Source organism: Mycolicibacterium komossense, from assembly GCF_025822605.1.
Lineage (GTDB): Bacteria > Actinomycetota > Actinomycetes > Mycobacteriales > Mycobacteriaceae > Mycobacterium > Mycobacterium komossense.
Genome location: NZ_JACKTY010000004.1, coordinates 131,345 through 156,685 on the forward strand (window position 1 = coordinate 131,345; position 25,341 = coordinate 156,685).

Here is a 25,341-nt window from a genome sequence, read left to right on the forward strand (position 1 = left end):
GCACCCGAAGGAGCGCTCATGCCCGAAGCAGTCATTGTTGCCACCGCCCGCTCGCCGATCGGCCGCGCGGTCAAGGGATCCCTTGCCACGATGCGTCCAGACGACCTGGCCGCCCAGATGGTGCGCGCCGCCCTGGACAAGGTGCCGTCGCTCGATCCCCGTGACATCGACGACCTGATGATGGGCTGCGCCCAGCCCGCCGGTGAGGCCGGGTACAACATCGCCCGCGCGGTCGCCGTTGAGCTCGGCTACGACTACCTGCCCGGCACCACTGTCAACCGGTATTGCTCGTCGTCGCTGCAGACCACCCGGATGGCCTTCCACGCGATCAAGGCCGGCGAGGGCGACGTGTTCATCTCCGCCGGCGTCGAGACCGTCTCTCGCTTCGGTGTCGGTGCCGCCGACGGCGCCCCGAACAGCAAGAACGAGCTGTTCGCGAAGGCGCAGGAGCGGACCACCGAGCAGGCGGCTGGTGCTGATGAGTGGCACGACCCCCGAAACGACGGCCACATCCCGGACGTCTACATCGCGATGGGCCAGACGGCTGAGAACGTCGCGCTGTTCACCGGGATCAGCCGCGAAGACCAGGACCACTGGGGCGTGCGTTCGCAGAACCGTGCCGAGGAGGCCATCAAGTCGGGCTTCTTCGAGCGCGAGATCGTGCCCGTGACGCTGCCCGACGGCACCGTGGTCTCCACCGATGACGGCCCGCGCGCCGGCACCAGCTACGAGAAGATCAGTCAGCTCAAGCCGGTGTTCCGCGCAGGAGGCACCATCACCGCCGGCAACGCCTGCCCGTTGAATGACGGCGCCGCAGCCGTGGTGATCATGAGCGACACCAAGGCCAAGGAACTGGGGCTCACTCCCCTGGCGCGCATCGTGTCTACCGGGGTGTCCGGGCTGTCGCCGGAGATCATGGGCCTCGGCCCGATCGAGGCGATCAAGAAGGCGCTGGCCAAGGCCGGCAAGACCATCTCGGATATCGATCTGGTCGAGATCAACGAGGCGTTCGCCGTGCAGGTGCTGGGCTCGGCCCGCGAGCTGGGTATCGACGAGGACAAGCTCAACGTGTCCGGCGGAGCGATTGCACTGGGCCACCCGTTCGGTATGACCGGCGCCCGCATCACCGCCACGCTGCTGAACAACCTGACCACCCACGACAAGACGTTCGGCATCGAATCGATGTGCGTCGGCGGCGGCCAGGGCATGGCGATGGTGTTGGAGCGACTTTCCTGACATCGCGATGACCACACTTGGCACACCACTGTCAGCACATGCCACCAAGGTCATGCTGCTGGGGTCGGGCGAACTCGGCCGCGAGGTACTGATCGCCCTACAGCGTCTCGGAGTCGAAACGTTTGCCGTCGACCGCTACGAGAATGCACCGGGCCACCAGGTCGCCCACCACGCCCGCACCATCGCGATGTCGGATCCCGATCAGCTCAAGGCGCTGATCGAGGCCGACAAACCCGATCTCGTGGTGCCCGAGATCGAAGCGATCGCCACCCCGATGCTGGAGTCGCTGGAATCCGCGGGTGTGGTTCGGGTGGTGCCGACGGCGCGCGCGGCCCGGCTGACCATGGACCGCGAGGGCATCCGTCGGCTGGCCGCCGAAACTCTTGGCCTGCCGACGAGCCCCTACCGGTTCTGCGACTCACGGGAGGAGATGCAGGCCGCGATCGACGCTGGGATCGGTTACCCCTGCGTCGTGAAACCCGTGATGAGCAGTTCGGGCAAGGGGCAGAGCAAGATCGACGGGCCCGACGGTGTGGCGGCGGCGTGGGACTACGCCATGGCCGGCGGCCGGGTCAGCGGTGGCCGCGTCATCGTCGAGGGCTTCATCGACTTCGACTACGAGATCACCCTGCTGACGGTGCGCGCACGGGGTGCCGACGGCGAGATCGCAACCGCGTTCTGTGAACCCATCGGGCACAAGCAGGTCGGCGGCGACTACGTCGAGAGCTGGCAGCCCCATCCGATGCCGACTGCCGCGCTGGAGCGCGCCCGGTGGATCGCGGCAGCGGTGACAGATAATCTCGGCGGGCAGGGCATCTTCGGCGTCGAACTGTTCGTCAAGGGTGATCAGGTGTGGTTCAGCGAGGTCAGCCCGCGCCCGCACGACACCGGAATGGTGACGATGGTCACACAGTGGCAGAACGAGTTCGAACTGCATGCCCGGGCGATCCTCGGCCTGCCGGTCGATACCACGCTCAAAACACCCGGTGCCAGCGCGGTGATCTATGGCGGTGTCGACGCCCACGGCGTGGTGTTCGACGGGGTCGACGCCGCGTTGCGGGTGCCGCGCAGCGACATTCGGCTGTTCGGTAAGCCGGAGAGCTTCGTCAAGCGCCGAATGGGCGTGGCCCTGGCCTATGACGAGGACGTGGACACTGCGCGCCGCAATGCCGTCGAGGCAGCGCGCCGCGTGGTACCGAGGGCCGTCTAGACATCCGTACAGCAGAAAGGGCGCCCACCTCGCGGTGGGCGCCCTTTCTGGCAGTCAGTGCTATTTGCTCTGGAAGTAGCTGAGCAGACGCAGGATCTCGATGTACAGCCACACCAGGGTGACGGTCAGGCCGAGGGCGATGCCCCAGGCGGCCTTCTCCGGCGCACCGGCGCGGATCATCTGGTCTGCCGCGTCGAAGTCGATCAGGAAGCTGAACGCCGCGATGCCGATGCAGACCAGCGAGAAGATGATCGCGATCGGGCCACCGCTGCGCAGGCCCAGCCCGTCACCGCCGCCGACACCGAACATCGCCAGCACGAAGTTGCCGAGCATCAGAACCAGCACGCCGATCATGCCCGCGATGAGCATGCGGGTGAACTTCGGCGTGACCCGGATGGCTCCGGTCTTGTAGACCACGAGCATGCCGGCGAAGACGCCGATCGTGCCCAGGATGGCCTGTCCGATCAGTGCACCGGCGTTGGCGCCGGCGACGACGAAATTGGCCATCACGTAGGAGAACGCACCGAGGCCGAGTCCTTCGAGGCCGGCATAGGTCAGCACGATCGCCGGGTTGTCCTGCTTGCGACCGAAGGTGGCGACCATCACCAGGGCGAAACCGCCGAGGAAGCCGACCAGGGTGAACGGCATCGCCAACCCGGGGTTGTTGCCAACCAGGAAGTAGGAGACGACGGCGACGACAGAGAGCAAGGCCAGCGTGATGCCGGTCTTGGTGACCACGTCGTCAATGGTCAGCGGCCGGGAGACCCCGGTCTGACGCTGGTCGATGTAGGGCTCGGCACCGTAGTTCTGCTGAACCGCGGCCCCGGCGCCGGCGGCGCCAGAGCCGAATGTGGCGTACCCGCCCTGCTGCTTAGGCAGCGAGCGAAATACAGGGTTGCTGGTTTCCCGCACCGTCGGATCCTTTCCTGTGAAGTACCTGAAAGTCTTACACGAACACTCGTCTAACGAACCGAAACCCGCCCACGTTCCCGTTTTGAAGGGGTTTTTCCGCTCTCGTCGGGCGTGAACATTACCCAAGGACCCGGCCGTCGAGGTGACGATCTAGATTGGCCGGATAATACTTGGATATCCAAGCTTTCTCCGGACAGCACGCACAGAAAAGGACGGCCACCACGTGACGGGCGCACCCAGCGAGACCACCGCGCAGACCGAGATCCTGGCCCGTGTCGACAACGGGATCGGGATCCTCACCCTGAACCGGCCCAAAGCGATCAATTCATTGAACCAAACGATGGTCGACGCGATGACCGACGCGCTCAAAGCCTGGGAGCACGACGACGGCGTCCGCACGGTGCTGCTCGACGGCGCCGGCGAGCGCGGTCTGTGTGCGGGCGGCGACATCGTCGCGATCTACCACAGCGCCCGCGGCGACGGCTCGGAGGCCCGCAAGTTCTGGTTCGACGAGTACCGCCTCAACGAGATGATCGGTCGTCACCCCAAACCGTATGTGGCGCTGATGGACGGCATCGTGATGGGCGGCGGCGTCGGCGTCAGCGCGCACGGCAATGTCCGGGTGGTCACGGATAAGACCAAGATGGCGATGCCCGAGGTCGGTATCGGCTTCATCCCCGACGTCGGCTCGACGTTCCTGCTGCCTCGCGCACCAGGGCACCTCGGCCTGCACGTCGCACTCACGGGCGCGCCCATCTCGGGCTCCGACGCCATCGTCCTCGGGTTCGCCGACCACTTCGTTCCGCATCACGAGCTGGGCGCCTTCACTCAGGCGGTCATCGACCACGATGTGGAGACTGCCGTGGCCAAGCACGCCATCGAGCCACCGCCGAGCAAGCTTGCCGCCCAGCAGGATTGGATCGATTACTGCTACGCCGGCGCTACGGTGCTCGACATTCTGGCCGGGTTGCGCGACCACGGGTCCGGCGAGTCGGCCGACGCCGCAAACATCATCGAGGGCCGCTCCCCCATTGCGCTGACGGTGACCCTGGAAGCGTTCCGCCGGGCCCGCGAGCTGAACACGCTGGAAGAGGTTCTGGTGCAGGAATACCGGGTATCGTGCGCCTCGCTGCGTTCGCACGACCTGGTGGAGGGGATCCGCGCCCAGCTCATCGACAAAGACCGCAACCCGACATGGTCGCCGGTGTCACTGACCGCTCTCACCCCGGCCGACGTCGAAGCCTACTTCGCGCCGGCAGAACCGGATTTGACGTTCGAAGGAGAAAGAAGCGCATGACTTTCGAGACCATCCTGGTCGACACCGAGGACCGGGTCGGCATCATCACGTTCAACCGGCCCAAGGCGCTCAATGCACTCAACGGCCAGGTGATGGCCGAAGTGACCACGGCTGCAGCCGCTTTCGATGACGATCCGGGAATCGGCGCCATCATCATCACGGGCAGCGAGAAGGCATTCGCGGCCGGCGCGGACATCAAGGAAATGGCCGGTCTGTCGTTCGCCGAGGTGTTCGCGTCCGACTACTTCGCCGCGTGGGGCAAGCTCGCCGCGGTCCGGACACCGACCATCGCCGCCGTCGCGGGCTACGCACTGGGCGGTGGCTGCGAGGTGGCGATGATGTGCGATCTGCTGATCGCCGCGGACTCGGCGAAATTCGGCCAGCCGGAGATCAAATTGGGCGTGCTGCCCGGGATGGGCGGCAGCCAGCGTCTGACGCGGGCCATCGGCAAGGCCAAGGCGATGGACCTGATCCTGACCGGTCGCACGATCGGGGCCGACGAGGCAGAGCGGGCCGGACTGGTGTCACGCGTGGTGCCCGCAGCCGACCTGCTGACCGAGGCGAAGTCCGTCGCGACCACCATCTCGCAGATGTCGCGGTCGGCGGCGCGGATGGCCAAGGAGGCCGTCAACCGCTCCTTCGAGTCCACCCTGGCCGAGGGGCTGCTCTACGAGCGACGGTTGTTCCACTCGGCGTTCGCGACCGACGACCAGACCGAGGGTATGGCGGCATTCAGCGAGAAACGGGCTCCGAACTTCACGCACCGTTAAAGTGCATGCGTGACTGACGCAGACGCAGGAGTTGCCACCGCCGAGCCGGAGCCGAACGCTCCGGACGCCGCGGCACCGACTGACGAGCCGCCCGCCAAGACACCGTGGTGGGAACGGCACTACACCTTCTGCGGTACAGCGCTGGGGTTGATCTTCCTCTGGCTGTCGATGACGCCGTCGCTGCTGCCGCGCGGCCCGCTGTTCCAGGGGCTGGTCAGCGGCTCGGCCGGTGCCATCGGCTACGGCCTCGGGGTCTTCTTCGTGTGGCTGGCAAGGTACATGCGGTCCAAGGACTCCAGCCCGACCGCCCCGCGCTGGGCGTGGGTGTCGCTGGTGGTGGTCGGGATCATCGGTCAGGTCCTGATGATCATCTGGTTCCACGTGTGGCAGGACGACGTTCGCGACCTGATGGGCGTCCCGCGGCTGACGTTCTGGGACCATCCGCTGGCGGCGTTGCTCTCGATCGTGTTCCTCTTCGTGTTCGTCGAGATCGGGCAACTGATCGGCAGGCTGGTCCGGTTTCTGGTCCGCCAACTCGAACGTGTTGCGCCACCGAGGGTTTCGGCTGTCGTCGTGGTGGTGCTGCTCCTCGCACTGACCATCGCACTACTGAACGGCATCGTGGTCAGGTTTGCGATGACGACCCTGAACAACACCTTCGAGGCCGCCAACAACGAAATGAACCCCGACACCGCTGCGCCGACGTCGCCCATGCGCTCCGGGGGGCCGCAGTCGCTGGTGTCGTGGGAGTCGTTGGGGCAACAGGGCCGCACCTTCGTCGAGGGCGGGCCGACCCTTGAGCAACTCACTCAGTTCAACGGCGGCGCACAGGCCATCGAGCCGATCCGCGCCTACGCCGGACTGAACTCTGCCAACGGCATCAAGGCCACCGCCGCGCTGGCGGCCCGGGAACTGCAGCGCACGGGCGGACTGAACCGTCCGGTGGTGGCCGTCGCGACCACCACGGGCACCGGCTGGATCAACGAGGCGGAGGCCTCGGCGATCGAGTACATGTACAACGGCAACTCGGCCATCGTCAGCATGCAGTACTCGTTTCTGCCCAGCTGGTTGTCGTTCCTGGTGGACAAGGAGAACGCGCGTCAGGCCGGGCAGGCGTTGTTCGAGGCCGTCGACGAACTGGTTAAGGCGATGCCCGAGGGCCGGCGCCCCAAGCTGGTGGTGTTCGGCGAGAGCCTCGGCTCATTCGGTGGCGAGGCGCCTTTCCTGAGCCTGAACAACATCATCGCCAGGACCGACGGCGCCCTGTTCAGCGGACCGACCTTCAACAACACGGTCTGGACCGACCTGACGATCAACCGTGATCCCGGTTCACCGGAGTGGCTGCCCATCTACGACAAGGGCGCCTACGTCCGCTTCGCCGCCACGCCCGAGAATCTGGACCGACCCAACGATCCCTGGGGGACGCCGCGGGTGGTTTACCTGCAGCATGCCTCCGACCCGATCGCGTGGTGGAACCCGGATCTGCTGTTCAAGAAGCCGGACTGGCTGCGGGAGGAGCGTGGGTATGACGTCTCTCCCGATATGGAATGGATCCCGGTGGTGACGTTCCTGCAGGTGTCGGCAGATATGGCGGTGGCGGTCGACGTGCCACCCGGTCATGGCCACCGCTACGTCGACGACGTGGCCAATGCGTGGGCGGCGATCCTGCAGCCGCCCGGCTGGACGCCGGCGAAGACGGCGAAGTTACGCCCGTTACTCAGTGCGCCTGAGTAGCCAGCTGGTCGAGGACACCGGCCGCCACCAGCGCGTGGTAACCGCCGATGACGTCGGTCGCGCGGTGCAGCCCGAGGTCCTGCAGTGCGGCGGCCGCCAGGCTGGACGTGTATCCCTCCGAGCACAGCACCAGCCATTCGACATCGTCGTCCTGCGCCTGAGGCAGTTTCGCGTCGCTGGTCGGGTCGCAGCGCCATTCCAGCACGTTGCGTTCGATCACCAATGCTCGCTCGGCGAGGTGTGCCACCTCGCCCTCGCGGGCGCGCTGGGCCTGCGGGCGGATGTCCACCAGCCAGGCGCCGCGGCTGAGCGCGGCGGGTACCTCAGTGGCCGGGAGGCGGTGCAGCCGGGCCCTGGCGTCGTCGAGCAGCTTGTCGATCCGGCTGGTCATTCACCCTCGGGTTTATCGGTCAGTTCGGTGCGCTGACGCCGGAGCGTGCCCTGGTCGGTGATCTCGTAATACGACATCGCGGTCAGCGGCGGCGAGTAGGCGTGCACGCTCAGGGTAGGTTCCGGCGGCACGCTGATTACCGCCGGGCTCACCGCCGCCGATACCGATGGCGTCGATGGTGCCCACACCACATCGTGCACCCAGCCGAGGGGGAACGCCGCCTGATCGCCGGCCACCAGTCGCCGCTCGCGCAAAACGTCTCCGTCCCAACGGAATTCGTCAAGAGCGCCGGTCAGCAAGGTGAGCGCGCCGAGCGATCCGCTGTGGTCGTGCAACTCGGTGGAATGACCGGGCACCCAGCTGATCAACCAGACGTCGAGTTCGTCGTCGCCGTGCAGCCGGGTGAACCAGCGCTCGTCGGTGGGAACACCACCGGCGGGCAGCAGATGGTCGTAACGACCGTCCAGCACGTCGTTGGCACCGCGATCGGTGGCGAACAGCAAATCGGGCAGGCGCAGCCGGGTCGGCGCGGACACCGCGGGAATGGGAGAGGGAATGACAGCAGTAGCAGACATGCGGGGACTCCAGAAATGATGGACGGACGGGGGTCGGCGGCTAAGCCGGACAACACTCCCGGAATCCGATGCGCTCCATCACGCCGATCAGTGTTGCATAGATTGGTCGCCATGCGCAGGTACCTCCAACGCGGCTCGCTTACGTGCGCGGCCCCCCTCGTCGCCGTCACCGGCACCATCGTCATGACCGCCGTGGCATGCGGATCGAGCGGCCAGCCGGCGGCGTCGTCGGCCACCGCACCGGCCTCCGCCACCCCGACAACGTCCTCGTCAGCACCCGCCGAATCCACCTCGGAGCCCGGGCCGCTGCCCGCCGAACCGGTGCAGCCGGGCGCCGTCGGCGTCTCCCCCGGCGGTGTCACGACGAAGGTCGACGTCCCCGCCGATGCCACCGAATCGGGATATGGCCAGGCCTGCCACGCCGCGAAGGTGTGGATGGACGAGCAGCACGCCGATCCGCAGACTCTGGTCGAGCCGTATCTCAAGGTGCTGCAGGCGCCAGGCGCCAACGGCCCCGGGACCTTCAACACCCCGTGGGCGCAGCTCACACCGGCTCAGCAGGCGGGCGTCATCATCGCGGTCAACAGCGCGGCCAAGGGAGAGTGCGCCTAGCGCTAAAATACGTGACGTCTCACCCAGTTGGGAGGTCGTGGGCATCTTAAAATCTCATCGATCCGAACCACCACTGTGACCGCGGAAGGCCAGTGGCTGAACGCCTCTCAGCAACGAGCCTGGCTGAACTACCTGCAGGTGTATCACCGGCTCGAATACGAGATGAATCGCCACCTGCAGACCGAATGCGGGCTGTCCCTGAGCGATTACACAGTGATGAACGCGCTGTCGAGCGCGTCTGAACACCGGATGCAGCTGACCCACCTGGCCACGATGATCGGCTGGGAACGCAGCCGGCTGTCGCACCATCTGCAAAGGATGACCGCGCGCAGACTGGTCGAGCGGACCCGCTCGGCGGTCGACGGGCGAGCCACCGACGCAGTGCTGACCGAGTCGGGTTGGCGGGCGTTGTCGGCAGCCGCACCCAAACATGTCGCGTGGGTGCGGACGCTGTTCTTCTCCGGGATCAGCGCCCGGCAGGAGGCCCAACTGGCCGACGTGCTCGGGATCGTCTACGAGAACATCGTGGCCGAGGGCACCCTGCCGCCACCGGAGCCGGCCTAGATCTGCTCGGCCCCGCCGTCCACGAAGATCTCGGCACCGGTCATGAAGCTGCTCTGATCCGAAGCCAGGAACAGCACGGCGGCGGCGATCTCCGACGGCTGCCCGAGTCGCCCCATCGGGACCGTTGCCGCCTGCCCGTCGAGCAGCGCCTGCTCCTGACCACTGGGAGCGAGTTCCTTGAGACCGCGGGTCTCCACCGGTCCGGGGATGACGGTGTTGACGCGAATCTTGCGGCCGACGAGTTCGGCCGCCCATGTCCGACCGAAGGACCGGATGGCCGCCTTCGACGCCGCGTAGGCGCCGAACGAGGGAAAGCCGACGGACGCCGATGTCGAACCGGCGAGCACGATCGATGCGCCTTCGTTGAGCAGCGGCAGCATCTTCTGCACGGTGAACACGGTGCCACCTACGTTGCGGTTGAAGGTGTCGGCCAGATGTTCGCGCGTCTCGTCCGCCAAGGTGGCGAACTCACCTCCACCGGCATTGGCGAACACCACGTCGAGGCCGTTGCCGCGGCCCCGGATCGCGGCGGCCAGTGCGTCGAGGTCACGTTCGTCGGTGATGTCGCCGCGGACACCGGTTGCGGATTCGCCGATGGTGGCCACCGCCTCGTCGACGCCGGCCTTATTGCGGCCGGTGAGGAACACGTGTGCGCCTTCGGCCGCCAGCCGTTGCGCGGAGGCCAGGCCGATGCCCGAAGTTCCGCCGGTGACCAGTGCCGTCTTGCCGCTGAGCTGACCCATGATGCGCTCTCCATCCGCTGTCCGGGCGGCGTCTCCGCCCACGCTGACTCAGCACAACTGCGTGACATGTCACCCTATTCCGGTGGGCATCCGATCACCGGGCGGCCCGCAGCATCGCCCATACCGTTGGCCCGTCGTCGGGCAGGGACACGCTTCCGGTGACGGCGAACCCCAGGCGCTGATAGAAGGCGACATTGGACGGAGATGACGTCTCCAGATATGCCGCACAGCCTTCATCCTTCGCCGCCTGCAAACCGGGTTCGAGCACAGCTCGTCCCAGGCCCCGGCCTTGCGAGGCCGGCGCAACACCCACCGTCGCCAGGAACCAAACGGGATCGGTCGGCCGCAGGCACGCAGTTGCCGCATCGGCCCTCGCCGCGATTTCCGCTCGATCACCGTACAGATCGACGACCTGGTCCGCTATCGCACCAAAAGCCGCGTCCAGACCTACCGAGGATGGGGTCGTCCACACTGCGACCGCGGCCAAATCATCTGATACCCAGACGTTTCCGCATCGCAATCCGATCTCCGTCAGGAACAATCGCTGCAACGACCGCACCCGGTCTCGGTGATCACGCGAATCGACGGTATGCCGGGTGAACGGGTAGTCGGCAAAGGCGAGACCGAGGGTCTGCGCGGCCTCGCCGCTGTCCCCCGACGTCGCCCGCCGAATCTGAAGACTGCTGGTCACGTGCCGCCACGTTACCGGCCGGGGCCCATGACAAGGCCCATCCCGGACCCGATCACGCCGGACCCGACGGTGTCAGGAGCCGATATCGCCCTCGATGTAACGCTGCAGGTTCGGCGCGATGGCCGCGATCACCTCGACGTCAGACATCGATGCGACCGGTTCGATCTGCCAGACGTAGCGCATCAGCGCGAAACCCAGCAATTGTGACGAGATCAGGCCGCTGCGCACCAGCCGATCGCGTTCGTCGTCGCCGAGTTGGGACACCCCCATCAGGCTGCGCTCCACGATGAGGCGCAGCTTTTCGCGGGTGCTCTGCTCGTGCGCGGCCGTCTGCAGAACTGCCCGCAGGGTCGGACCGATCTCGTCGTCGGCCCAGCTGGCCAACAGCGTCTCGACCAACGCGCGGCCCAGCTCGGAAACCGGTGTCGCCCAGGTCTTTGCGACGTTCTCCAGCCACCGTTGCGGCGGTGCCGTGGCGGCGTCGAGGAGCCCCTCTTTGGAACCGTAGTAGTGGTAGACCAACGCCGGGTCGACGTCGGCGGCGCGGGCGACAGCGCGCAAGGTGGTGCCCGCCCAACCGTTCTGCGCGAACTCATCGCGGGCGGCGCGCACGATCCGCGCGGACAGCACCCCGCGCTCATCCCGCGGCCCAGGAGCGATCGGCGTCTTTTTGGCCATGAGTTTCATCATAAGGTGAATTTCTCCGTGCGTTGAAACTATCCCCGCGACATGGCACCGAGACGGCACCGACCTGACTGGCGACGCCACGCAGGGCGGGAGCAAGATGATCGCCATGCGTGTCGCCCTGGCCCTCGGCAGCGGTGGCGCCCGCGGCTATGCCCACATCGGTGTGATCAACGAACTCCAGGAGCGCGGATACGAGATCGTCGGCATCGCGGGTTCGTCGATGGGCGCTCTTGTCGGTGGTTTGCAGGCGGCCGGCAAGATGGATCAATTCGCCGACTGGGCAACATCATTGACGCAGCGGGCGGTACTGCGCCTGCTTGACCCGTCACTGACCGCGGCGGGCGTGTTGCGAGCCGAGAAAATTCTGGACGCGGTCAGGGAGATCATCGGTGACATTGCGATCGAAGAGCTGCCGATCCCCTACACCGCCGTCACCACCGACCTGATCGCCGGAAAGTCGGTGTGGCTGCAGCGTGGCCCCGTCGATGCCGCGATCCGGGCGTCGATCGCGATCCCCGGGGTGATCTCACCCCACGTGCTCAACGGCCGACTACTGGCCGACGGCGGCATCCTGGACCCGTTGCCGATGGCCCCGATCGCCGCCGCCAACGCCGATCTGACGATCGCGGTCAGCCTCAGCGGTGACGACCCGACGCGTCACCTGGACGACGAGCCCCGGGCGACCACCGAGTGGTTGAACCGCATGCTGCGCAGCACATCGGCTTTGCTCGACACCAAGGCCGCACGCTCGATCCTCGACACGCCGTCGGCGCAGTCCGTGCTGAGCCGATTCAGCAGCGTCGACGCCGAGCTCGCCGAGGAACCCGACGGGCTGCGGGACGTCGCGGTGCCGAAACTGGGCAGCTTCGAGGTGATGAACCGGACCATCGAAATCTCCCAAGCCGCGCTGGCCCGGCACACGCTGGCCGCCTACCCGCCGGATCTGCTCATCGAGGTGCCGCGCACGGTGTGCCGCAGCCTGGAGTTCCACCGGGCCGCCGAAGTGATCGACATCGGGCAGGAGCTCGCCGCCGCCGCTCTCGATGTCCTCGACCGGCGGCCCCCGACGGTGGGTTAGCGAGCCAGGAATTCGGCTACGGTGCCGGCGTGGCGACGCCCCTGCTCACGGCCGGCGCGCGCGGATGGGATCCGGCACCGCGGGTCGAGCGGATTCGGTCCGAAGGCGGCCAGCGCGTCGTCGTCGGCGAACAGCGCCAGCGTCGCGCCGGAAAAGTCGGCGATCTCGGCGGCGACACCAGCGCTGAACGGTGACGGGGCGTCCCGCCCCGACGGCACCAGCACGACGACGGCGTCGCAATCGTTGGCGGCCACCATGTTCACCGAGCTGCCCGTTCCCCCGTCGATGAAGATGCGCTCACCAGCCGGGAAGGGGATGCGTACCGGCGGCCATACCCCGGGGACCGCGCAGCTGGCCGCGACCGCGTCGACGAGCTGCACCCCGGAGGTGTTGTCGAATACGACGAGTTCGCCTGTCGCCACGTCGATTCCGGTGATCCGCAAGGTTCGGTTGGGCCAGTCATGCGAGGGCAGTCGTTGCTCGATCACCGACCGGCGGACCGGCCCGGCGACGGTGTCGGTGGCCAGTGCGATCGCCCCGATCCGCTGGAGCCGCTGGGCCGCGGTGGTGCCCGGCGTCATCGCACCCGTGAACAGTTCGGTGATGCGTTCGATGTCCACGCCGGAGTCGATCTCGAAGGTGGCCTCGGCGGTCTGCCGGTCGTACAGCTCCTCGATATCGAGCCCACTACCGATCTGGGCCGCGACGGTCGACCCCGCAGAGGTGCCCACCAGGACATCGGCGTCGAGCAGTGCGTCGGCCGCGGCGGGAATCTCGTCGGCGATACCGCGCAGGATCCCCGTTTCCCAGGCGATACCGGCCAATCCGCCGCCCGCCAGCACCAGCCCTGAACGTGACATGACGCCGATGCTATCGGCGTCAGCGCGCCAGTCGAGGCGCCGCCCGTCCGCTCATCAGCGGAAGGTCGAGGTAGGTGGCGATACCGGGTTCGGCCGCACAGACCGCGGGGATGGAGTTCACGCAGTGCGCGGCGGTGGCCACGATGCCGTTGTTGCTCTTCAGCCCGGCCTCGACACTCTCGGGCTGGAATCCCTTGATGACGACGTTGAAATCCGGGTTGCCCTGGACCTCCATCTCGTAGCGTTCACCTGCCGGGCCGAATGTCCATGGCGGGTCGAGGTTTTCCTGACCCATGAACCAGTTGACGGTCACCCGCACGACCGGTTCGCCGTCGACGAGGGCTTCCCAGTGAAATTTGCGCGCCGCGACCTGGCCCGCCTCGATGGTGCCCATCGGCGACTCGATCGGCCCGGTGGCCACCCCGATTTCCTGGGTGGCGCGGATGGTCGGGTCGGCGTTGAACCCGATCTGGTCGACCACCATCTTCACCGACTGGACGAAACCACCGTCGAGGAGTTTCTGCATCGGCCCGGTCAGCGCCTTCTCCGGGGTGTCGCCGAAGCCCATCACGTAGCGGAGCACGTCGGGGGCGTCGTAGGTGCGCAGATCCGAAAACTCTTCGGCACGAACGAAAGTGACGCCCGTCGACATCACCGACAGCACGAGCGGGAAATGCTCGCTGATACCGCCGGGGGCGATACCCGTGCCGTGCAGGGTCACCTTGCCCTCCAGCGCAGCGGCCCGCAACGGGCCCGCTTCCTTCTCACCCGGGTAGAACCATCCGACCGGACTGACGACGTTCTTACCCGAGCGCAGCAGCGCCACCACCTCGTCGGCGTTGGGCATCAGCGGGGCATAGATGACGACATCGGCGTCCATCGCGAGGATGGCCTCGACACTGTTGGTGGCCGCCACCCCCAGCGGTCCGGTGCCGATGATCTCGCCGACGTCCTTGCCGTTCTTGGCTTCCGAATGCACCCAGCATCCGACCAGTTCGAGATCGGGATGTTCGAGCACTCCGTTGATGGCGGCGATACCGACGCCGCCCGTCGCCCACTGCACAACTTTGAGGCCCACGCGTGTCTCCTTCGACGGGCTGAAAACTAGAACACGTTCTACTGTCGGTTCTACACCAGAACACGCGCTGTGACCCGCAGATGGCGCAACCTCTAGTCCCGCACCTCTGTGACCTCGTAGGCGTTGTCGGCGTGGCGGGCGCGGATCGTCTTCTTGTCGTATTTGCCGACGCTGGTCCTCGGCACCTCGTCGACGAAGGTCCACCGCTCGGGTAGCCACCAGCGAACGACCCTGTCGGCGAGGAACTCCCGCAGCTCCTGGGCAGTGACGTCCGCACCGTCTTTGATCACCACGGCCGCCAGCGGGCGTTCCTGCCAGCGCTCGTCGGGAACACCGACGACGGCGGCCTCCAGCACCGCCGGGTGGGCGACGAGGTGGTTTTCCAGTTCGACCGACGAGATCCATTCCCCGCCCGACTTGATCACGTCCTTGGCGCGGTCGGTCAGCGTCACATAACCCAGCGCGTCGATGCGCCCGACGTCACCGGTGCGCAGCCAGCCGTCGGCGAACTTGGCCTCGTCGCGGCCCAGGTAATAGCTACCGGTGATCCACGGTCCCCGCACTTCCAGTTCCCCGACCGATTCACCGTCGCTGGGCAGCACCGCGCCTTGGTCGTCGACGATACGGGCCTCCACCCCGCACACCGGTCGGCCCTGGGTGGCACGCAGCGCCCACTGTTGCTCCCGGGGGACGTTCGGCGGCGGCCACGCCAACGTGGCCAGCGGGGAGGTCTCGGTCATCCCCCACAGCTGCCGGATCTGGACGCCGTGACGTTCCTCGAAGGTCTGCATCAGCGACACCGGTACCGCTGATCCGCCACACGCGACCATCCGCAGCGACGAGATGTCGCGGCCCGGATCCTTTTCCAGGCAGTTCATCACGTCGTTCCAGATGGTCGGAACGGCCCCGGCCACCGTCGGCCGCTGCGTCTCGATCAGCTGGATCAGCGACTTGGCATCCATGAACCGGTCGGGAAGCACCAAGTCCGCACCGGCCATCATCGTCCCGTACGGCAGACCCCAGGCGTTGGCGTGGAACATCGGCACGATCGGCAGCACCGAATCACCGAAGCCGATGCCGAACCCGTTGACGACATTCGTCGCCATGGAGTGCAGGTAGCTTGAACGATGGCTATAGACAACACCTTTCGGGTTGCCGGTGGTGCCGCTGGTGTAGCACATCGCCGCGGCCGAATTCTCGTCGAGGGCGGGCCAGTCGAAGTCGGCGGATTCCCGGGACAGCAGATCCGCATACCGCAGCACGGTTTTGCCCGACTCGACCAGCGCGGCCACGTCCCCGTCTCCCACCGCGATCACGGTGTGTACGGTCTCCAGGCTGGGCAGCACTGCGGCCAGCTGAGCAGCCAGTGACATATCGACGAAGACCACTTGGTCCTGCGCCTCGTTCGCGATGAAGGCGATCTGTTCGGCCGACAGTCGGATGTTGAGCGTGTGCAGCACCGCGCCCATCGACGGTGCCGCCAGATAGACCGTCAGGTGTTCCTGGTTGTTCCACATGAAGGTGGCTACCCGCTGGTCACCGGCGATGCCGAGGCGGCGCAGGGCGTTGGCCAACCTGGCGGTGTCGGCACCGATCTCGCGATATGTGGTGTGCCGGAAGCCGTCCCCGGTCGCGGTGGTGACAGTGCGATCGCCGTGCACGGTGGTTGCGTGTCGCAGGATGGCGGCGATGGTCAGCGGGAAGTCCTGCATGGTGCTCTGCATTGGTGCAACGCTAGCGACCTGAGAGCGCTCAGAGTGTGCAGTTCACCGCGGCGATGAGACAGTGACGGAGTGACGATCACGAAATCGATTGCCCTGTTCCTGGTCGCGGCGGTGCTGGAGATCGGCGGCGCCTGGCTGATCTGGCAGGGCGTGCGGGAATCTCGCGGCTGGGGGTGGATGGGACTCGGCGTGGTGGCGCTGGGTGCCTACGGTTTCGTCGCGACCCTGCAGCCCGATGCCAACTTCGGCCGGATCCTGGCCGCCTACGGCGGCATATTCGTGGCGGGTTCGCTGGTGTGGGGAATGGCTCTGGACGGTTTCCGCCCCGACCGCTGGGATGTCCTCGGCGCGCTGGTCTGCCTCGTCGGCGTCGCGGTGATCATGTACGTGCCGAGGGCGCACTGACCCGTCACCTGCAGTGCGGGCACCGGGAACGTTTCGGCGGTCGACAACGATGTAATCAGTGAGAGAATTGCCTGATCACAACAAGGGAGGCGGCGCCATGCGTACCGCAATGACAATCACAGCGGCAGCAGTAGCGGCTTTCGGTGTTCTGGCCGCGCCGGCAGGTCTTGCTTCCGCCGACGGAAAGACAGCGCAGCAGACCATCAGCGACCTGCAGTCACAGGGCTACACCGTCACCATCGACAAGATCGGCTCAGGACCGATGTCGGCTTGCGTCGTCACCAGTGTCCGTAATCCCCAGCAGGTCACCCAGTGGGTGCCCGCCGTCGGGCCGGTACTGGGCAACAGCAACCGCAACGTGTTGGTGCAGCAGGTCCAGAGCCAGACCATCTCGGTCTCACTGAACTGCAGCTGAGTCTTCGACAGACAGGAAAAGCCGGGTCCGTACGGACCCGGCTTTTTCTGTTGAGGACTTCAGGCCCGGCTCAGACTCCGGCCGGCTCCAGCTCGCGAAGCGCGGGCAGTTCCAGCGCCTCCGGGGCCATCATCTTCGCCAGCAGCGACTCGGTGGTCGACGCGACGGAGAACGCCGTCACAGAACCGTCGTAGTCCGCCACGAAAACGCGCTTGCCGTCGCGGCTTTCGGCGACGCACGCGGGTTCGCCACCGACGGTGATGGTGTCGATGATCTCGCGGGTCGCGGTGCCCACCACCGTGACGCGGTCACCGTTGACCAGGTAGAGGCGCTCGCCCTCGGTGCTCAGCACCAGCCGGGTGACGGCGCCGCCGACAGCGACGGTGCCGGTTACCCCGAGCGTGCGGGAGTCGACGATGTCGACGTGGGCGCCCGTCGCGGCGTCGTAGCCGGCGACGTACAGGTTCCGGCCATCCGGGCTGACCGCGATATCACGGATCGTCGAGGTGAAGGCGGACCCGCTGATGACGCGGTAATCGCGGGTGTCGATCGCCACCAGCTCACCGCCGAAGGGGTCGGTGGTGGCGACGTAGACCCGCCGGCCGTCGCGGCTGATGGCGATGGCCTCGGCAGTGGAATCACCACGCGTCCCGAGATCGATGGTGGTGACCCGATTGGCGACAGTGTCGATGACGGCGACATCGGCTCCGTCGCGGCCGGTCCTGGCCACGTAGACGCGGCGTCCGTCGGCGCTCAGGACCAGATCGCGCACCGACAGAGCCAGCGGATGAGTGGCGACGACCGCGCCGGACTTGGTGTCGACGACTGTCACGGCGTCATGCGATGCGGACACCGTACTGACGTAGGCGCGAGATCCTGCGGCCGTGATGACGAACGGCTCTTCGAGGCCGGACACGGTGCCGACGACAGTCATGGTTTCAGGATCGATGCGAGACACACTGTCATCGGCGTGGTTGGTGGCGAACACGTAGCCGCCGCGTGGGCTCACCGCCAGGTCGGTGATGAGGCCGCGTCCGACGCAAGCCTGACCGATCTCGGTGAAGCCGGGGGCGAGGTCGGTTTCCAGGAGGGGCTCCTCGGCGACGACCGGCGCAGCCTCGGGCAGGCGCTGCAGGTGCGTCCGCACCATGGCGGCGGGCAGGTCACGCAAGGCCGGGATCCAGTTCGGGCGCAGAGGTGTCGTCGGTTCGGCGAGTGCGACACCGCCGAATGCATCAGTCACAGCTTTCACATTGGCCACTTTGTTTGCCACGTTCCTCGATACCTCCTGCGGGCGCAGGTACTCAGCCCGTCTGGTCGTGCCTGTCAGCGCCGGTTCGACGCCTGGTCCTGATCGAGTGTAGCGGCCAAATTTGCGGTCAAAAAATTGCTGAGGAGGGAATCTCGACTACCGCAGCAGATTGATTCAGGCGCTCCTCAGGTTGCTCCGTTATCAAATCGTGTTGTTTGCTGTCAGCTATTCCGAACATGGTTCCTTGCAGGAAGTATCAGCTGAATAGCTAATTCGATTTCGGCGATTCTTCGAACTTTCTTAATTACTCGTTTCTTACCCGCGGGCGATCAGATGAGGGCCATATCACAGTGCCATTTCACGGCGTGTCAGCGTGAACAGGCCTGTGCGCGCGGTCTCCCCGGCTGCGCTATCACGCCCCGATAGACGCGGCGACGCGGCCGTAGCAGAAAGTTCGCTGGCACTTCGCGGCCAGGTTAACGTGTGCTGTCGCGGCGCTGTCCGGCAGGCGTCGGGCACCTCGCGAGTGGGCGCTCGGTGGCCCGGCGACGGGCAGATCAGGCCCCGAGGTCGAGGGCTGCAGCCGCCCCGAACCATCTCGACACCGCTGTCTGTAGGGAATTCAGTTCAGCACTTCCGGTGTGGTCGGCCGCCCAGGCGACGTAGCCGTCCGGTCGGATCAACAACGCGGCCGCAGTGGTCGACGGAGTCGTCGTCACGACGCTGCGAATCCCTGCCGACCCGTTCCCGACCGCATCGGCGAAGAATCCATCGGCCAGATCGAGCAGCAGCGGGGCAGGGGTCCGCATGAGATCCGCCACCCGCTGCCCGGAGGCCAGCGTCAACTCGGGCACAAAGCGGCCCGACAGTCGATGATCGTCGCCCACGTCGTAGCGGGTGTCCGCCCCGGCCAGGGTCTGCGCGACGTGCGCGGCGACCTCCGGTTGTCGGACGAGCTCACCGAACAGCCCGCGCAGCGCGGTCACGGCGTCGCCGGGCGCCATCAGCGCCGTCTGCGCCAGCGAGTGGGTCATCACCCGCTGCCCGACTGGGTGCCGTTCACCGTGATAGGAGTCGAGCAATCCGATCGGCGCCCGTCCCTGGACCGAGGCGGCGAGCTTCCAGCCCAGGTTGGCGGCATCCTGCAGTCCGAGATTCAGGCCCGGTCCACCCATGGCGGAGTGCACGTGCGCGGCGTCCCCGACGAGAAACACATTGCCTGCCCGATAGCGGTCGGCCTGACGGGTGTTCTGGCCGTTGATCCGGCGCAGCGCATGCGGACCCGGCCCCCGGGGCGCCACCATCGGCACGTCCACACCCAGTACGCGCCGCGCGCTGTCGGCGACTTCCTGCAACGCCACCGGGGTGTCGTCGACAATGGTGGCACTGCCGTACTCCATGGTTCCGATCAGTTGACGACCGGGCTCGAATTCGGCGAACACCACCATCCCGTTTTCACAACGATTGTGCCCGAAGGGAAGTCGGCCGAAGCCCGGAATCTCGAAGGCCCCTTCGGGCGCCCTGAATTCGTCCGGCACTGACACATGGGCAATGCGCATCACCACATCGCTGGTAGTGCCGGGGAATTCGATATCGGCCCACTTGCGCACCTGGCTGCGGCCGCCGTCGGCGCCGACGAGATACCGTGCCCTGAGTTCGTAGTCACCGCCGGGACCAGACACCGCCAGCGTGACGCCGGAGGAGTTCTGGGTCAGACCGGAAAGTCTTTGGCCCCAACGAATTTCGACACCCATCTCCCGAACGTGCTGCTCCAGCACACTGACCAGACGCGGTTGGGGCACCCGTAGGGCGTACATCGAGTTCTCCGCAATCGCGTCGAACGAGATCGGTATCCCACTGAACGTGTAACCGGGAATGGGCTGGGGGGCACCCGGTTCGCCGCCGAGCTCATGATAGAGACCACGCATGTCGATCAACCGGATAACCTGCCCGACAAGGCCATTGGCCTTCGGCTCGGCACTGGGACCGGTGAGCTGATCCAGCACCAGCGGACGCACTCCGGCCAGCGCAAGTTCCCTGGCGACCATTAAGCCAGTCGGGCCCGCTCCGGCGATGACGATATCGACGTCGTGGTCACTCATCGGCGATGCTCCTGTTCCTGGGCGCCGGCAGGCCGGCGGCAACCGCGGCGAATCCCTGCCGCAGCACGGTGGTAATACGCACCGGCGGTTCGGTGTTCACATATGCTTCGGTTGCGGCCTCGACGACCGCCGCGATGACGCCGACCACCAGCCGCGGGTAGATATCTCGGTCAGGATCGGTTCCGGTACGCGCGGCGACGACCGCCACCCAGTCCGCGAACGCGCCTCTGGTGACGGCGACCTTCGCCTGCGGCGCCAGCACCACCTTGCGGACTTCGGCGAGCTGGGCCGAGCTGGGCACGATGTCCGCAGCGCCTTCGGCCTCCAGCGGCTCGAGGACCGCAGCGGTGACGGCCGCCCACAGCGGTTCCTCGGCGGGCCGGTGACGCAGCGCGTCCAGACTGCGGCGGACGCGTTCGGTCTGGCGGTAGGCGATGGCGTCGTACTTATCGGTGAAGTAGTTGCTGAAGGTGCGCAGTGACACCCCGGCTCGTTCGGCGATGTCCTCCCGCGTGACGTTCTCCAAGCCGTTCTCGAAGGCCAGAGCCAGCGCGGCGTCACTCAGTGCCCGGCGGGTGTCGAGCTTCTTGCGTTCCCGCAGACCCAGTGATGTTTCACCCTGCATGGCTCCACCTTACCGATATTTGCCTGATAGGCAAGATTGCCCGTCAGGCAGTATTTAAGGGTCCGTAGTCCGCGGAGTGGCGCCTTGCCGGTGTGGGACCATCTGCACATGAGGCCGGAGGACGACCCGGAAGCCCGGATCAGGGAACTGGAGCGTCCGCTCAGCGATGTCGCCCGGGCGACCGAACTGGGCGTCGGACGCGACACCAGCGGCCATCCGCCGCCGAACCGGTCACGGCTGTGGCTGGTCCTTGCGGTGATCGCAGTGGGCCTGATCGCTGTCGCGGGCGGTGCCGTCGCCTACTCCACCCGAAGTGCCACCACCAGCGGCCCGCCGATCTCGATTGCGCCCTCCGATGAGTTGGGCGGCGCAAGCACCATAGACACCAGGGTGAGCACTCCGGGGACCGTCGCGGTCGCGCCCACGCCCCCGGCGGAGCAACCCGGACCCGATGGTCGGTTCAGTGTCTCCGGTATAGGCGAGAACAAGACACTCGCCTGTGACGAGAGCGTCGTCAACATCAGCGGTGTATCCAACACCGTGGTTATCACCGGCCACTGCGCCAGCGTCCAGATTTCCGGCGTCAGCAATATGGTCACGATCGACAGCGCCGGGGAGATCAACGCCTCCGGCATCCAGAATCGGATCACGTTCCATTCCGGCGAACCCGAGGTCAACAATTCCGGTTCCGGCAACACCGTCGAACAAGGTTGAAACTACGTGCACTCCAAGAGATATCGCACAGCGGTCGCACTCGCCGTCGCTGCACAGGTGATGTCGGCGTGCGCCGGCGGGATCGTCGACGACGGCACGGCCACTCCGAACGAGCGTTCACCACAGGCGGCCTCGTCATCGACGCCGCGCCCGAGTAACGCCAACCTGGTCAACGCGTTCGATTTCTACGCCCAGTCCGGTGGACGCCCCGGATACTTCTTCACCACGCCCAGCGGGACCTGGCGATGCGCGATCATCCCGCATGAAGAGGCCGGCTGCCGCTCCGCCAAGAGCGCGATAAGCCTTGGGGTGAAGGGTGTTCCGGATACCGTGGTCGACGCCGCGGGCACCCCGGTGGCACCCAATGCGGTGGTGGTGCAGAGCACCGGCGATGCCTACTTCGCCAAGCTCGACGCCGGGGTGTTGGTTCGCGATTCGGGGCCCGACCAGACCCTGCCGTTCGGCCGGATCCTGGCCGCAGCAGGCTTTCGCTGCAACGTCCAGGATCTCGGCATCTCCTGCATGAGCGAGACCAGTCGCAGCGGATTCACATTTTCGGCCGACGGCTTCACTCCGAGCTATACCGACCTGCCCGCGGGGCCGTAAGACACTGTCAGCAAATTGGCGTCCCGGTCAGATGTACCGTTCGGCCGATCAGACATAGAGCCCGGTGAAGGGCGCAATCGGCAGGTTACGCACCACGAACCACACTGCGACGAGTGTCAGCGTGACCACCGCGGACGCCAGGCGGCGGCAGCGGGCGCTTTCCCGGGACGCGCCACCGCGCCTCGGATAACCCGGGTAGCCGTGGGCTGCCCGGTCCGCGGTGTCGATACTCTGTCGCCATGCCGGCGTTCCAACCGATCCCAGTCATCGCGCTGACCGGCTACCTCGGAGCGGGCAAGACGAGCCTGCTCAACCATGTACTGCGCACATCACAGGCCCGGATCGGCGTCGTGATCAACGACTTTGGCGACATCAACGTCGACGCCGGGTTGGTCAGTGGGCAGATCGACGAGCCGGCGTCGATCGCCGGCGGCTGCATCTGTTGCCTGCCTGAGGACGGCGAGTTGGACGCCGCCCTGGCCAAGCTCGCCGATCCGCGGCTGCAGCTCGACGCGATCATCGTCGAGGCCAGCGGCCTGGCGGACCCAGTGGCGATCGCCCGCATCGTCGGTTTCAGCGGTGTCGACGGCGTGCGCGACGGCGGGGTGATCGACGTCGTCGACGCCGCGATGCATTTCGACACCGTCGATCAAGGCGGGGATCCGCTCGCCCGGTACGGGGCGGCGACACTGGTGGTGGTCAACAAGCTCGACCAGACCGCCGAGAGCGACGACGTGCTGGAACGCGTGAAAGCGCGGGTCCGCGAACGGAATGCGCGTGCCCACGTGGTCGGGGCCGTCGGCGGCCGAGTCGACCCGGCGCTGCTCTACGACGTCGTAGCGGCTCGCGACGACAGCGGTCAGCTGTCTTTTCGGGACATGCTGATCGAGTCGGCCGACGACCACGACGATGTCCATCACCATGTACACGCCGAGTCGGTCACGGTGACGAGCGAGGGCGGTATCGACGCTGACACCCTGATCGATCTGCTGGAGAATCCTCCGACCGGCGTGTACCGGCTGAAAGGGACGGTCGCCGTCCGGCACCGCAGGTCGATGCGGGCCTACGTCGTCAACGTGGTGGGTCCGGCGGTCCACCTCGCGCGGGCGGCCACGGGCGCGCCGACGAATGCGCTGGTCGCCATCGGCACAGGTCTTGACACCGCTGAGGTCCGGCATCGGCTCACGTCGACGTTGCGCCCCGTCGAGGACCCGGTGCCCGCCGCCGCACTTCGGCGGCTGCAGCGGTACATCGGCTACGGTTCCTAGCCCGGGCGCGACCGCCTTCCCGTCGGGCCGACTCTTGTCAGGCCGATGCCTGCGGGGTGACGAGGAACTTCTCGCCGGTGGCGCGCTTGAGGTAAGCGTGGAACGCCTCCGGCTTGAGCATGCCGGCCAGTGACACTTCCCGGGTGTAGGTGCTCGCGAAAGTCGTGGTGAGCTCTGTGGCCACCCGGTTGCGTAGTCGGCCGATGGTTTCGGCACCCGCCTTCTGTAGAAACGGGGTGAGCAGCCACCCGCCGAGCCCCCAGGCCAAGCCGAAATTCCTGGTGAGGACGGTCGGCCCCGTGTCGAGACTGCCGTAGATGTACACCTGCTTGTGGACCGTCGACCCGTAGCGCGAGTATTCCGCGCCGGTCGAGTTGGCCGCCTGCTCCATACCGTTGAGAATCTGGCTCGCCAGTGTGCCGCCGCCGGTGGCGTCGAACGCCAGCGTCGCACCGGTCTGCGTCAGAGCTGCGGTGAGATCCGCCTCGAACGTCGGCGATGCGGAACTGCAGACATGCTCCGCCCCAATTGATCTGAGCAAGTCTTCCTGTTCGGGCTTGCGAACGATGTTGACCAGCGGTACCCCGTCCTTGAGGCAGATCTTGACGAGCATCTGGCCGAGGTTCGACGCCGCCGCGGTATGGACGAGCCCCGAATGCCCCTCTCGGCGCATGGTTTCCAGCATGCCAAGGGCGGTCAGCGGATTGACGAACGAGGAGGCGCCGTCGGCGGCCGTGGCGCCCTCGGGGAGCACCAGGCACACGGCGGCATCGACCACGCGGTACTGCGAATACATCGCACCGCCGGCAACGCCCACCAGCTTGCCGAGAAGCTCCTGTGCCGCCGGCGACGATCCCGCCGCCACGACGGTGCCCGCGCCCTCGTTGCCGACCGGCAGCGACTTGTCCAGGCGTGCCGAAAGCCGTTGCACAGCAGCAAGTCCCAGCGATTCTGTGACGATAGGATGGTCCGCGGTGCCAGAAACCGTCGCGGTACCGAGATCGGCGCCTGCGGTGAGCAATCCGAGATCCGACGGGTTGATCGGTGCCGCCTCCACCCGCACCAGCACCTCGTTGGGGCCGGGGGTGGGAACGGGGACGTCGTGCAATGAGAGCTCCAACGTTCCCTGCGACGTCACCAACGATCGCAGTTCCAACGCGGTGTCAGGCAGATCTGTGGCCATGGGCAGAGCCTCGTTCCTGTTGTGGGGCCGTCTCGGGGGTCCACGTCAAGGGTACGAACCCGCGCTGGCGCGCGGCGCGTTACGACCTTTGCCATCGCTACCGGGTTATCGAAGCGCTACTTCACCAATCCCGCAGATTCGGCGTCGGCAACCTGGCGCTCCCAGCCGATGAACGCGGCGGCGAGGATGGTGATGGCCGTCGCGAAGCCGAGTGTCGTCGACACCGCCTGATCACTGGCTTGTGCGGCGCCGAGCAGGGTCAGGGCGAACACACCGGCCAAGGCGAATCGAAACGCAGTCGCATGGCGATGCAGAGCTGTTGTCGACGCCGCCGTCTGGCCGCGGACCTGGAGTTCGGACATCCCTCCACAGTGCTGACGTTAGCTAAGGAACGACGAAGGGCCGGCTATGGATATGGCATGAGTTTCGGCGGTGCAGCAACAGACGGTGCGGGTTGCGACGCAAGGCCTAGTGTCGTAGCCATGTGGCTGGTCGTCACCGAGTGCGCGCTGGCGGAATTTTTCAAGGTGGATGAGTCCATCGGGTGTTAAGCGGCTGTCGTGTCGGCCTCCTCGGTGGTGTCTTGGGCGGGTCGGTTGATCCAGGCGG

27 protein-coding genes are annotated in these 25,341 nt (G+C 66.5%); 13 read left to right on the forward strand and 14 right to left on the reverse strand.

Annotation, left to right across the window (positions count from 1 at the left end; genetic code table 11):
* Positions 1–18 precede the first annotated feature (18 nt).
* Together H7J73_RS00820 and purT are read left to right on the forward strand one after the other, a co-directional pair.
* Entirely contained in the window at positions 19–1,236 is a 1,218-nt protein-coding gene (locus tag H7J73_RS00820) for an acetyl-CoA C-acetyltransferase (protein ID WP_264065305.1), read from the forward strand.
* Between the two features lie 7 nt (positions 1,237–1,243).
* Positions 1,244–2,446, forward strand: coding sequence for a formate-dependent phosphoribosylglycinamide formyltransferase (purT, locus tag H7J73_RS00825; RefSeq protein WP_264065306.1), 1,203 nt, complete (start codon positions 1,244–1,246; stop codon positions 2,444–2,446).
* 60 nt (positions 2,447–2,506) lie between these two features.
* Here the strand turns inward: purT and H7J73_RS00830 are convergent, their stop codons facing one another.
* The gene (locus tag H7J73_RS00830; protein ID WP_264065307.1) at positions 2,507–3,358 is read right to left on the reverse strand and encodes a Bax inhibitor-1/YccA family protein; all 852 of its coding nucleotides are present in this window, start codon (positions 3,356–3,358) and stop codon (positions 2,507–2,509) included.
* Between the two features lie 223 nt (positions 3,359–3,581).
* Here H7J73_RS00830 and H7J73_RS00835 point away from each other — a divergent pair, with 223 nt between their 5' ends.
* Genes H7J73_RS00835 through H7J73_RS00845 form a run of 3 tightly spaced genes read left to right on the forward strand, consistent with a single transcriptional unit; the run spans position 3,582 to position 7,159 of the window.
* Positions 3,582–4,655: an enoyl-CoA hydratase/isomerase family protein gene (locus tag H7J73_RS00835; protein WP_264065308.1), complete on the forward strand. Its 1,074-nt coding sequence runs from the start codon at positions 3,582–3,584 to the stop codon at positions 4,653–4,655.
* Positions 4,652–5,425: an enoyl-CoA hydratase gene (locus H7J73_RS00840; RefSeq protein ID WP_264065309.1), complete on the forward strand. Its 774-nt coding sequence runs from the start codon at positions 4,652–4,654 to the stop codon at positions 5,423–5,425. The genes H7J73_RS00835 and H7J73_RS00840 overlap by 4 nt, the downstream gene beginning before the upstream one ends.
* A 9-nt stretch (positions 5,426–5,434) precedes the next feature.
* Positions 5,435–7,159, forward strand: a complete 1,725-nt coding sequence (locus tag H7J73_RS00845) for an alpha/beta hydrolase (protein ID WP_264065310.1) — start codon at positions 5,435–5,437, stop codon at positions 7,157–7,159.
* Here the strand turns inward: H7J73_RS00845 and H7J73_RS00850 are convergent.
* Positions 7,143–7,550 carry a rhodanese-like domain-containing protein gene (locus H7J73_RS00850; RefSeq protein WP_264065311.1) on the reverse strand — a complete coding sequence of 136 codons (408 nt, stop codon included), beginning with the start codon at positions 7,548–7,550 and terminating at the stop codon, positions 7,143–7,145. The genes H7J73_RS00845 and H7J73_RS00850 overlap by 17 nt on opposite strands.
* Positions 7,547–8,125: a cysteine dioxygenase gene (locus H7J73_RS00855; RefSeq protein WP_264065312.1), complete on the reverse strand. Its 579-nt coding sequence runs from the start codon at positions 8,123–8,125 to the stop codon at positions 7,547–7,549. Before H7J73_RS00855 ends, H7J73_RS00850 begins: the two co-directional genes overlap by 4 nt.
* Positions 8,126–8,236: 111 nt before the next feature.
* Here H7J73_RS00855 and H7J73_RS00860 point away from each other — a divergent pair, with 111 nt between their 5' ends.
* Together H7J73_RS00860 and H7J73_RS00865 are read left to right on the forward strand one after the other, a co-directional pair.
* On the forward strand, positions 8,237–8,737 hold the full coding sequence (locus H7J73_RS00860) for a lipoprotein LpqV (protein ID WP_264065313.1): 501 nt from the start codon (positions 8,237–8,239) through the stop codon (positions 8,735–8,737).
* 75 nt (positions 8,738–8,812) lie between these two features.
* Positions 8,813–9,301 carry a MarR family winged helix-turn-helix transcriptional regulator gene (locus H7J73_RS00865; protein WP_264065314.1) on the forward strand — a complete coding sequence of 163 codons (489 nt, stop codon included), beginning with the start codon at positions 8,813–8,815 and terminating at the stop codon, positions 9,299–9,301.
* On the opposite strand, the gene H7J73_RS00870 is transcribed toward H7J73_RS00865, so the two are convergent.
* From H7J73_RS00870 to H7J73_RS00880, 3 genes are all read right to left on the reverse strand, one after another.
* Positions 9,298–10,044, reverse strand: coding sequence for an SDR family oxidoreductase (locus tag H7J73_RS00870; RefSeq protein WP_264065315.1), 747 nt, complete (start codon positions 10,042–10,044; stop codon positions 9,298–9,300). The genes H7J73_RS00865 and H7J73_RS00870 overlap by 4 nt on opposite strands.
* Before the next feature lie 94 nt (positions 10,045–10,138).
* Complete coding sequence (locus H7J73_RS00875) at positions 10,139–10,735, reverse strand: GNAT family N-acetyltransferase (RefSeq protein ID WP_264065316.1); 597 nt, start codon at positions 10,733–10,735, stop codon at positions 10,139–10,141.
* Between the two features lie 72 nt (positions 10,736–10,807).
* Entirely contained in the window at positions 10,808–11,413 is a 606-nt protein-coding gene (locus H7J73_RS00880; protein ID WP_264065317.1) for a TetR/AcrR family transcriptional regulator, read from the reverse strand.
* A gap of 115 nt (positions 11,414–11,528) precedes the next feature.
* On the opposite strand from H7J73_RS00880, the gene H7J73_RS00885 reads away from it, so the two are divergent.
* On the forward strand, positions 11,529–12,500 hold the full coding sequence (locus H7J73_RS00885) for a patatin-like phospholipase family protein (RefSeq protein WP_264065318.1): 972 nt from the start codon (positions 11,529–11,531) through the stop codon (positions 12,498–12,500).
* Here H7J73_RS00885 and H7J73_RS00890 read toward each other — a convergent pair.
* The 3 genes from H7J73_RS00890 to H7J73_RS00900 all read right to left on the reverse strand — a co-directional run bounded on the left by H7J73_RS00890 (position 12,497) and on the right by H7J73_RS00900 (position 16,162).
* Positions 12,497–13,360 (reverse strand): patatin-like phospholipase family protein, encoded by an 864-nt coding sequence (locus H7J73_RS00890; protein WP_264065319.1) that lies wholly within the window; start codon positions 13,358–13,360, stop codon positions 12,497–12,499. The genes H7J73_RS00885 and H7J73_RS00890 overlap by 4 nt on opposite strands.
* 19 nt (positions 13,361–13,379) lie before the next feature.
* Entirely contained in the window at positions 13,380–14,438 is a 1,059-nt protein-coding gene (locus H7J73_RS00895; protein WP_264065320.1) for an NAD(P)H-dependent amine dehydrogenase family protein, read from the reverse strand.
* 92 nt (positions 14,439–14,530) lie between these two features.
* Complete coding sequence (locus tag H7J73_RS00900; protein ID WP_264065321.1) at positions 14,531–16,162, reverse strand: long-chain fatty acid--CoA ligase; 1,632 nt, start codon at positions 16,160–16,162, stop codon at positions 14,531–14,533.
* Positions 16,163–16,231: 69 nt separating this feature from the next.
* Between H7J73_RS00900 and H7J73_RS00905 the strand changes: the two genes are divergently transcribed.
* On the forward strand, positions 16,232–16,567 hold the full coding sequence (locus H7J73_RS00905; RefSeq protein ID WP_264065322.1) for a YnfA family protein: 336 nt from the start codon (positions 16,232–16,234) through the stop codon (positions 16,565–16,567).
* A 97-nt stretch (positions 16,568–16,664) separates the two neighbouring features.
* The gene (locus H7J73_RS00910) at positions 16,665–16,982 is read left to right on the forward strand and encodes a hypothetical protein (RefSeq protein WP_264065323.1); all 318 of its coding nucleotides are present in this window, start codon (positions 16,665–16,667) and stop codon (positions 16,980–16,982) included.
* 70 nt (positions 16,983–17,052) lie between these two features.
* Here the strand turns inward: H7J73_RS00910 and H7J73_RS00915 are convergent, their stop codons facing one another.
* The 3 genes from H7J73_RS00915 to H7J73_RS00925 form a co-directional block, all read right to left on the reverse strand.
* Entirely contained in the window at positions 17,053–18,225 is a 1,173-nt protein-coding gene (locus H7J73_RS00915; RefSeq protein WP_264065324.1) for an MmpL3/TtfA transport complex stabilizer, read from the reverse strand.
* A gap of 566 nt (positions 18,226–18,791) precedes the next feature.
* Positions 18,792–20,336, reverse strand: coding sequence for an FAD-dependent monooxygenase (locus H7J73_RS00920; RefSeq protein ID WP_264065325.1), 1,545 nt, complete (start codon positions 20,334–20,336; stop codon positions 18,792–18,794).
* The gene (locus H7J73_RS00925) at positions 20,329–20,961 is read right to left on the reverse strand and encodes a TetR/AcrR family transcriptional regulator (RefSeq protein ID WP_264065326.1); all 633 of its coding nucleotides are present in this window, start codon (positions 20,959–20,961) and stop codon (positions 20,329–20,331) included. The genes H7J73_RS00920 and H7J73_RS00925 overlap by 8 nt, the downstream gene beginning before the upstream one ends.
* A gap of 108 nt (positions 20,962–21,069) precedes the next feature.
* Here H7J73_RS00925 and H7J73_RS00930 point away from each other — a divergent pair, with 108 nt between their 5' ends.
* The 3 genes from H7J73_RS00930 to H7J73_RS00940 all read left to right on the forward strand — a co-directional run bounded on the left by H7J73_RS00930 (position 21,070) and on the right by H7J73_RS00940 (position 23,549).
* Positions 21,070–21,675 (forward strand): DUF3060 domain-containing protein, encoded by a 606-nt coding sequence (locus H7J73_RS00930; protein WP_264065327.1) that lies wholly within the window; start codon positions 21,070–21,072, stop codon positions 21,673–21,675.
* Between the two features lie 6 nt (positions 21,676–21,681).
* Positions 21,682–22,281, forward strand: a complete 600-nt coding sequence (locus H7J73_RS00935; RefSeq protein ID WP_264065328.1) for a hypothetical protein — start codon at positions 21,682–21,684, stop codon at positions 22,279–22,281.
* 239 nt (positions 22,282–22,520) lie between these two features.
* Positions 22,521–23,549 carry a CobW family GTP-binding protein gene (locus H7J73_RS00940; RefSeq protein WP_264065330.1) on the forward strand — a complete coding sequence of 343 codons (1,029 nt, stop codon included), beginning with the start codon at positions 22,521–22,523 and terminating at the stop codon, positions 23,547–23,549.
* 37 nt (positions 23,550–23,586) lie between these two features.
* Here the strand turns inward: H7J73_RS00940 and H7J73_RS00945 are convergent, their stop codons facing one another.
* Together H7J73_RS00945 and H7J73_RS00950 are read right to left on the reverse strand one after the other, a co-directional pair.
* Positions 23,587–24,732, reverse strand: coding sequence for a zinc-binding dehydrogenase (locus H7J73_RS00945; RefSeq protein ID WP_264065331.1), 1,146 nt, complete (start codon positions 24,730–24,732; stop codon positions 23,587–23,589).
* A 116-nt stretch (positions 24,733–24,848) separates the two neighbouring features.
* The gene (locus H7J73_RS00950; RefSeq protein ID WP_264065332.1) at positions 24,849–25,094 is read right to left on the reverse strand and encodes a hypothetical protein; all 246 of its coding nucleotides are present in this window, start codon (positions 25,092–25,094) and stop codon (positions 24,849–24,851) included.
* Positions 25,095–25,341: the final 247 nt, after the last annotated feature.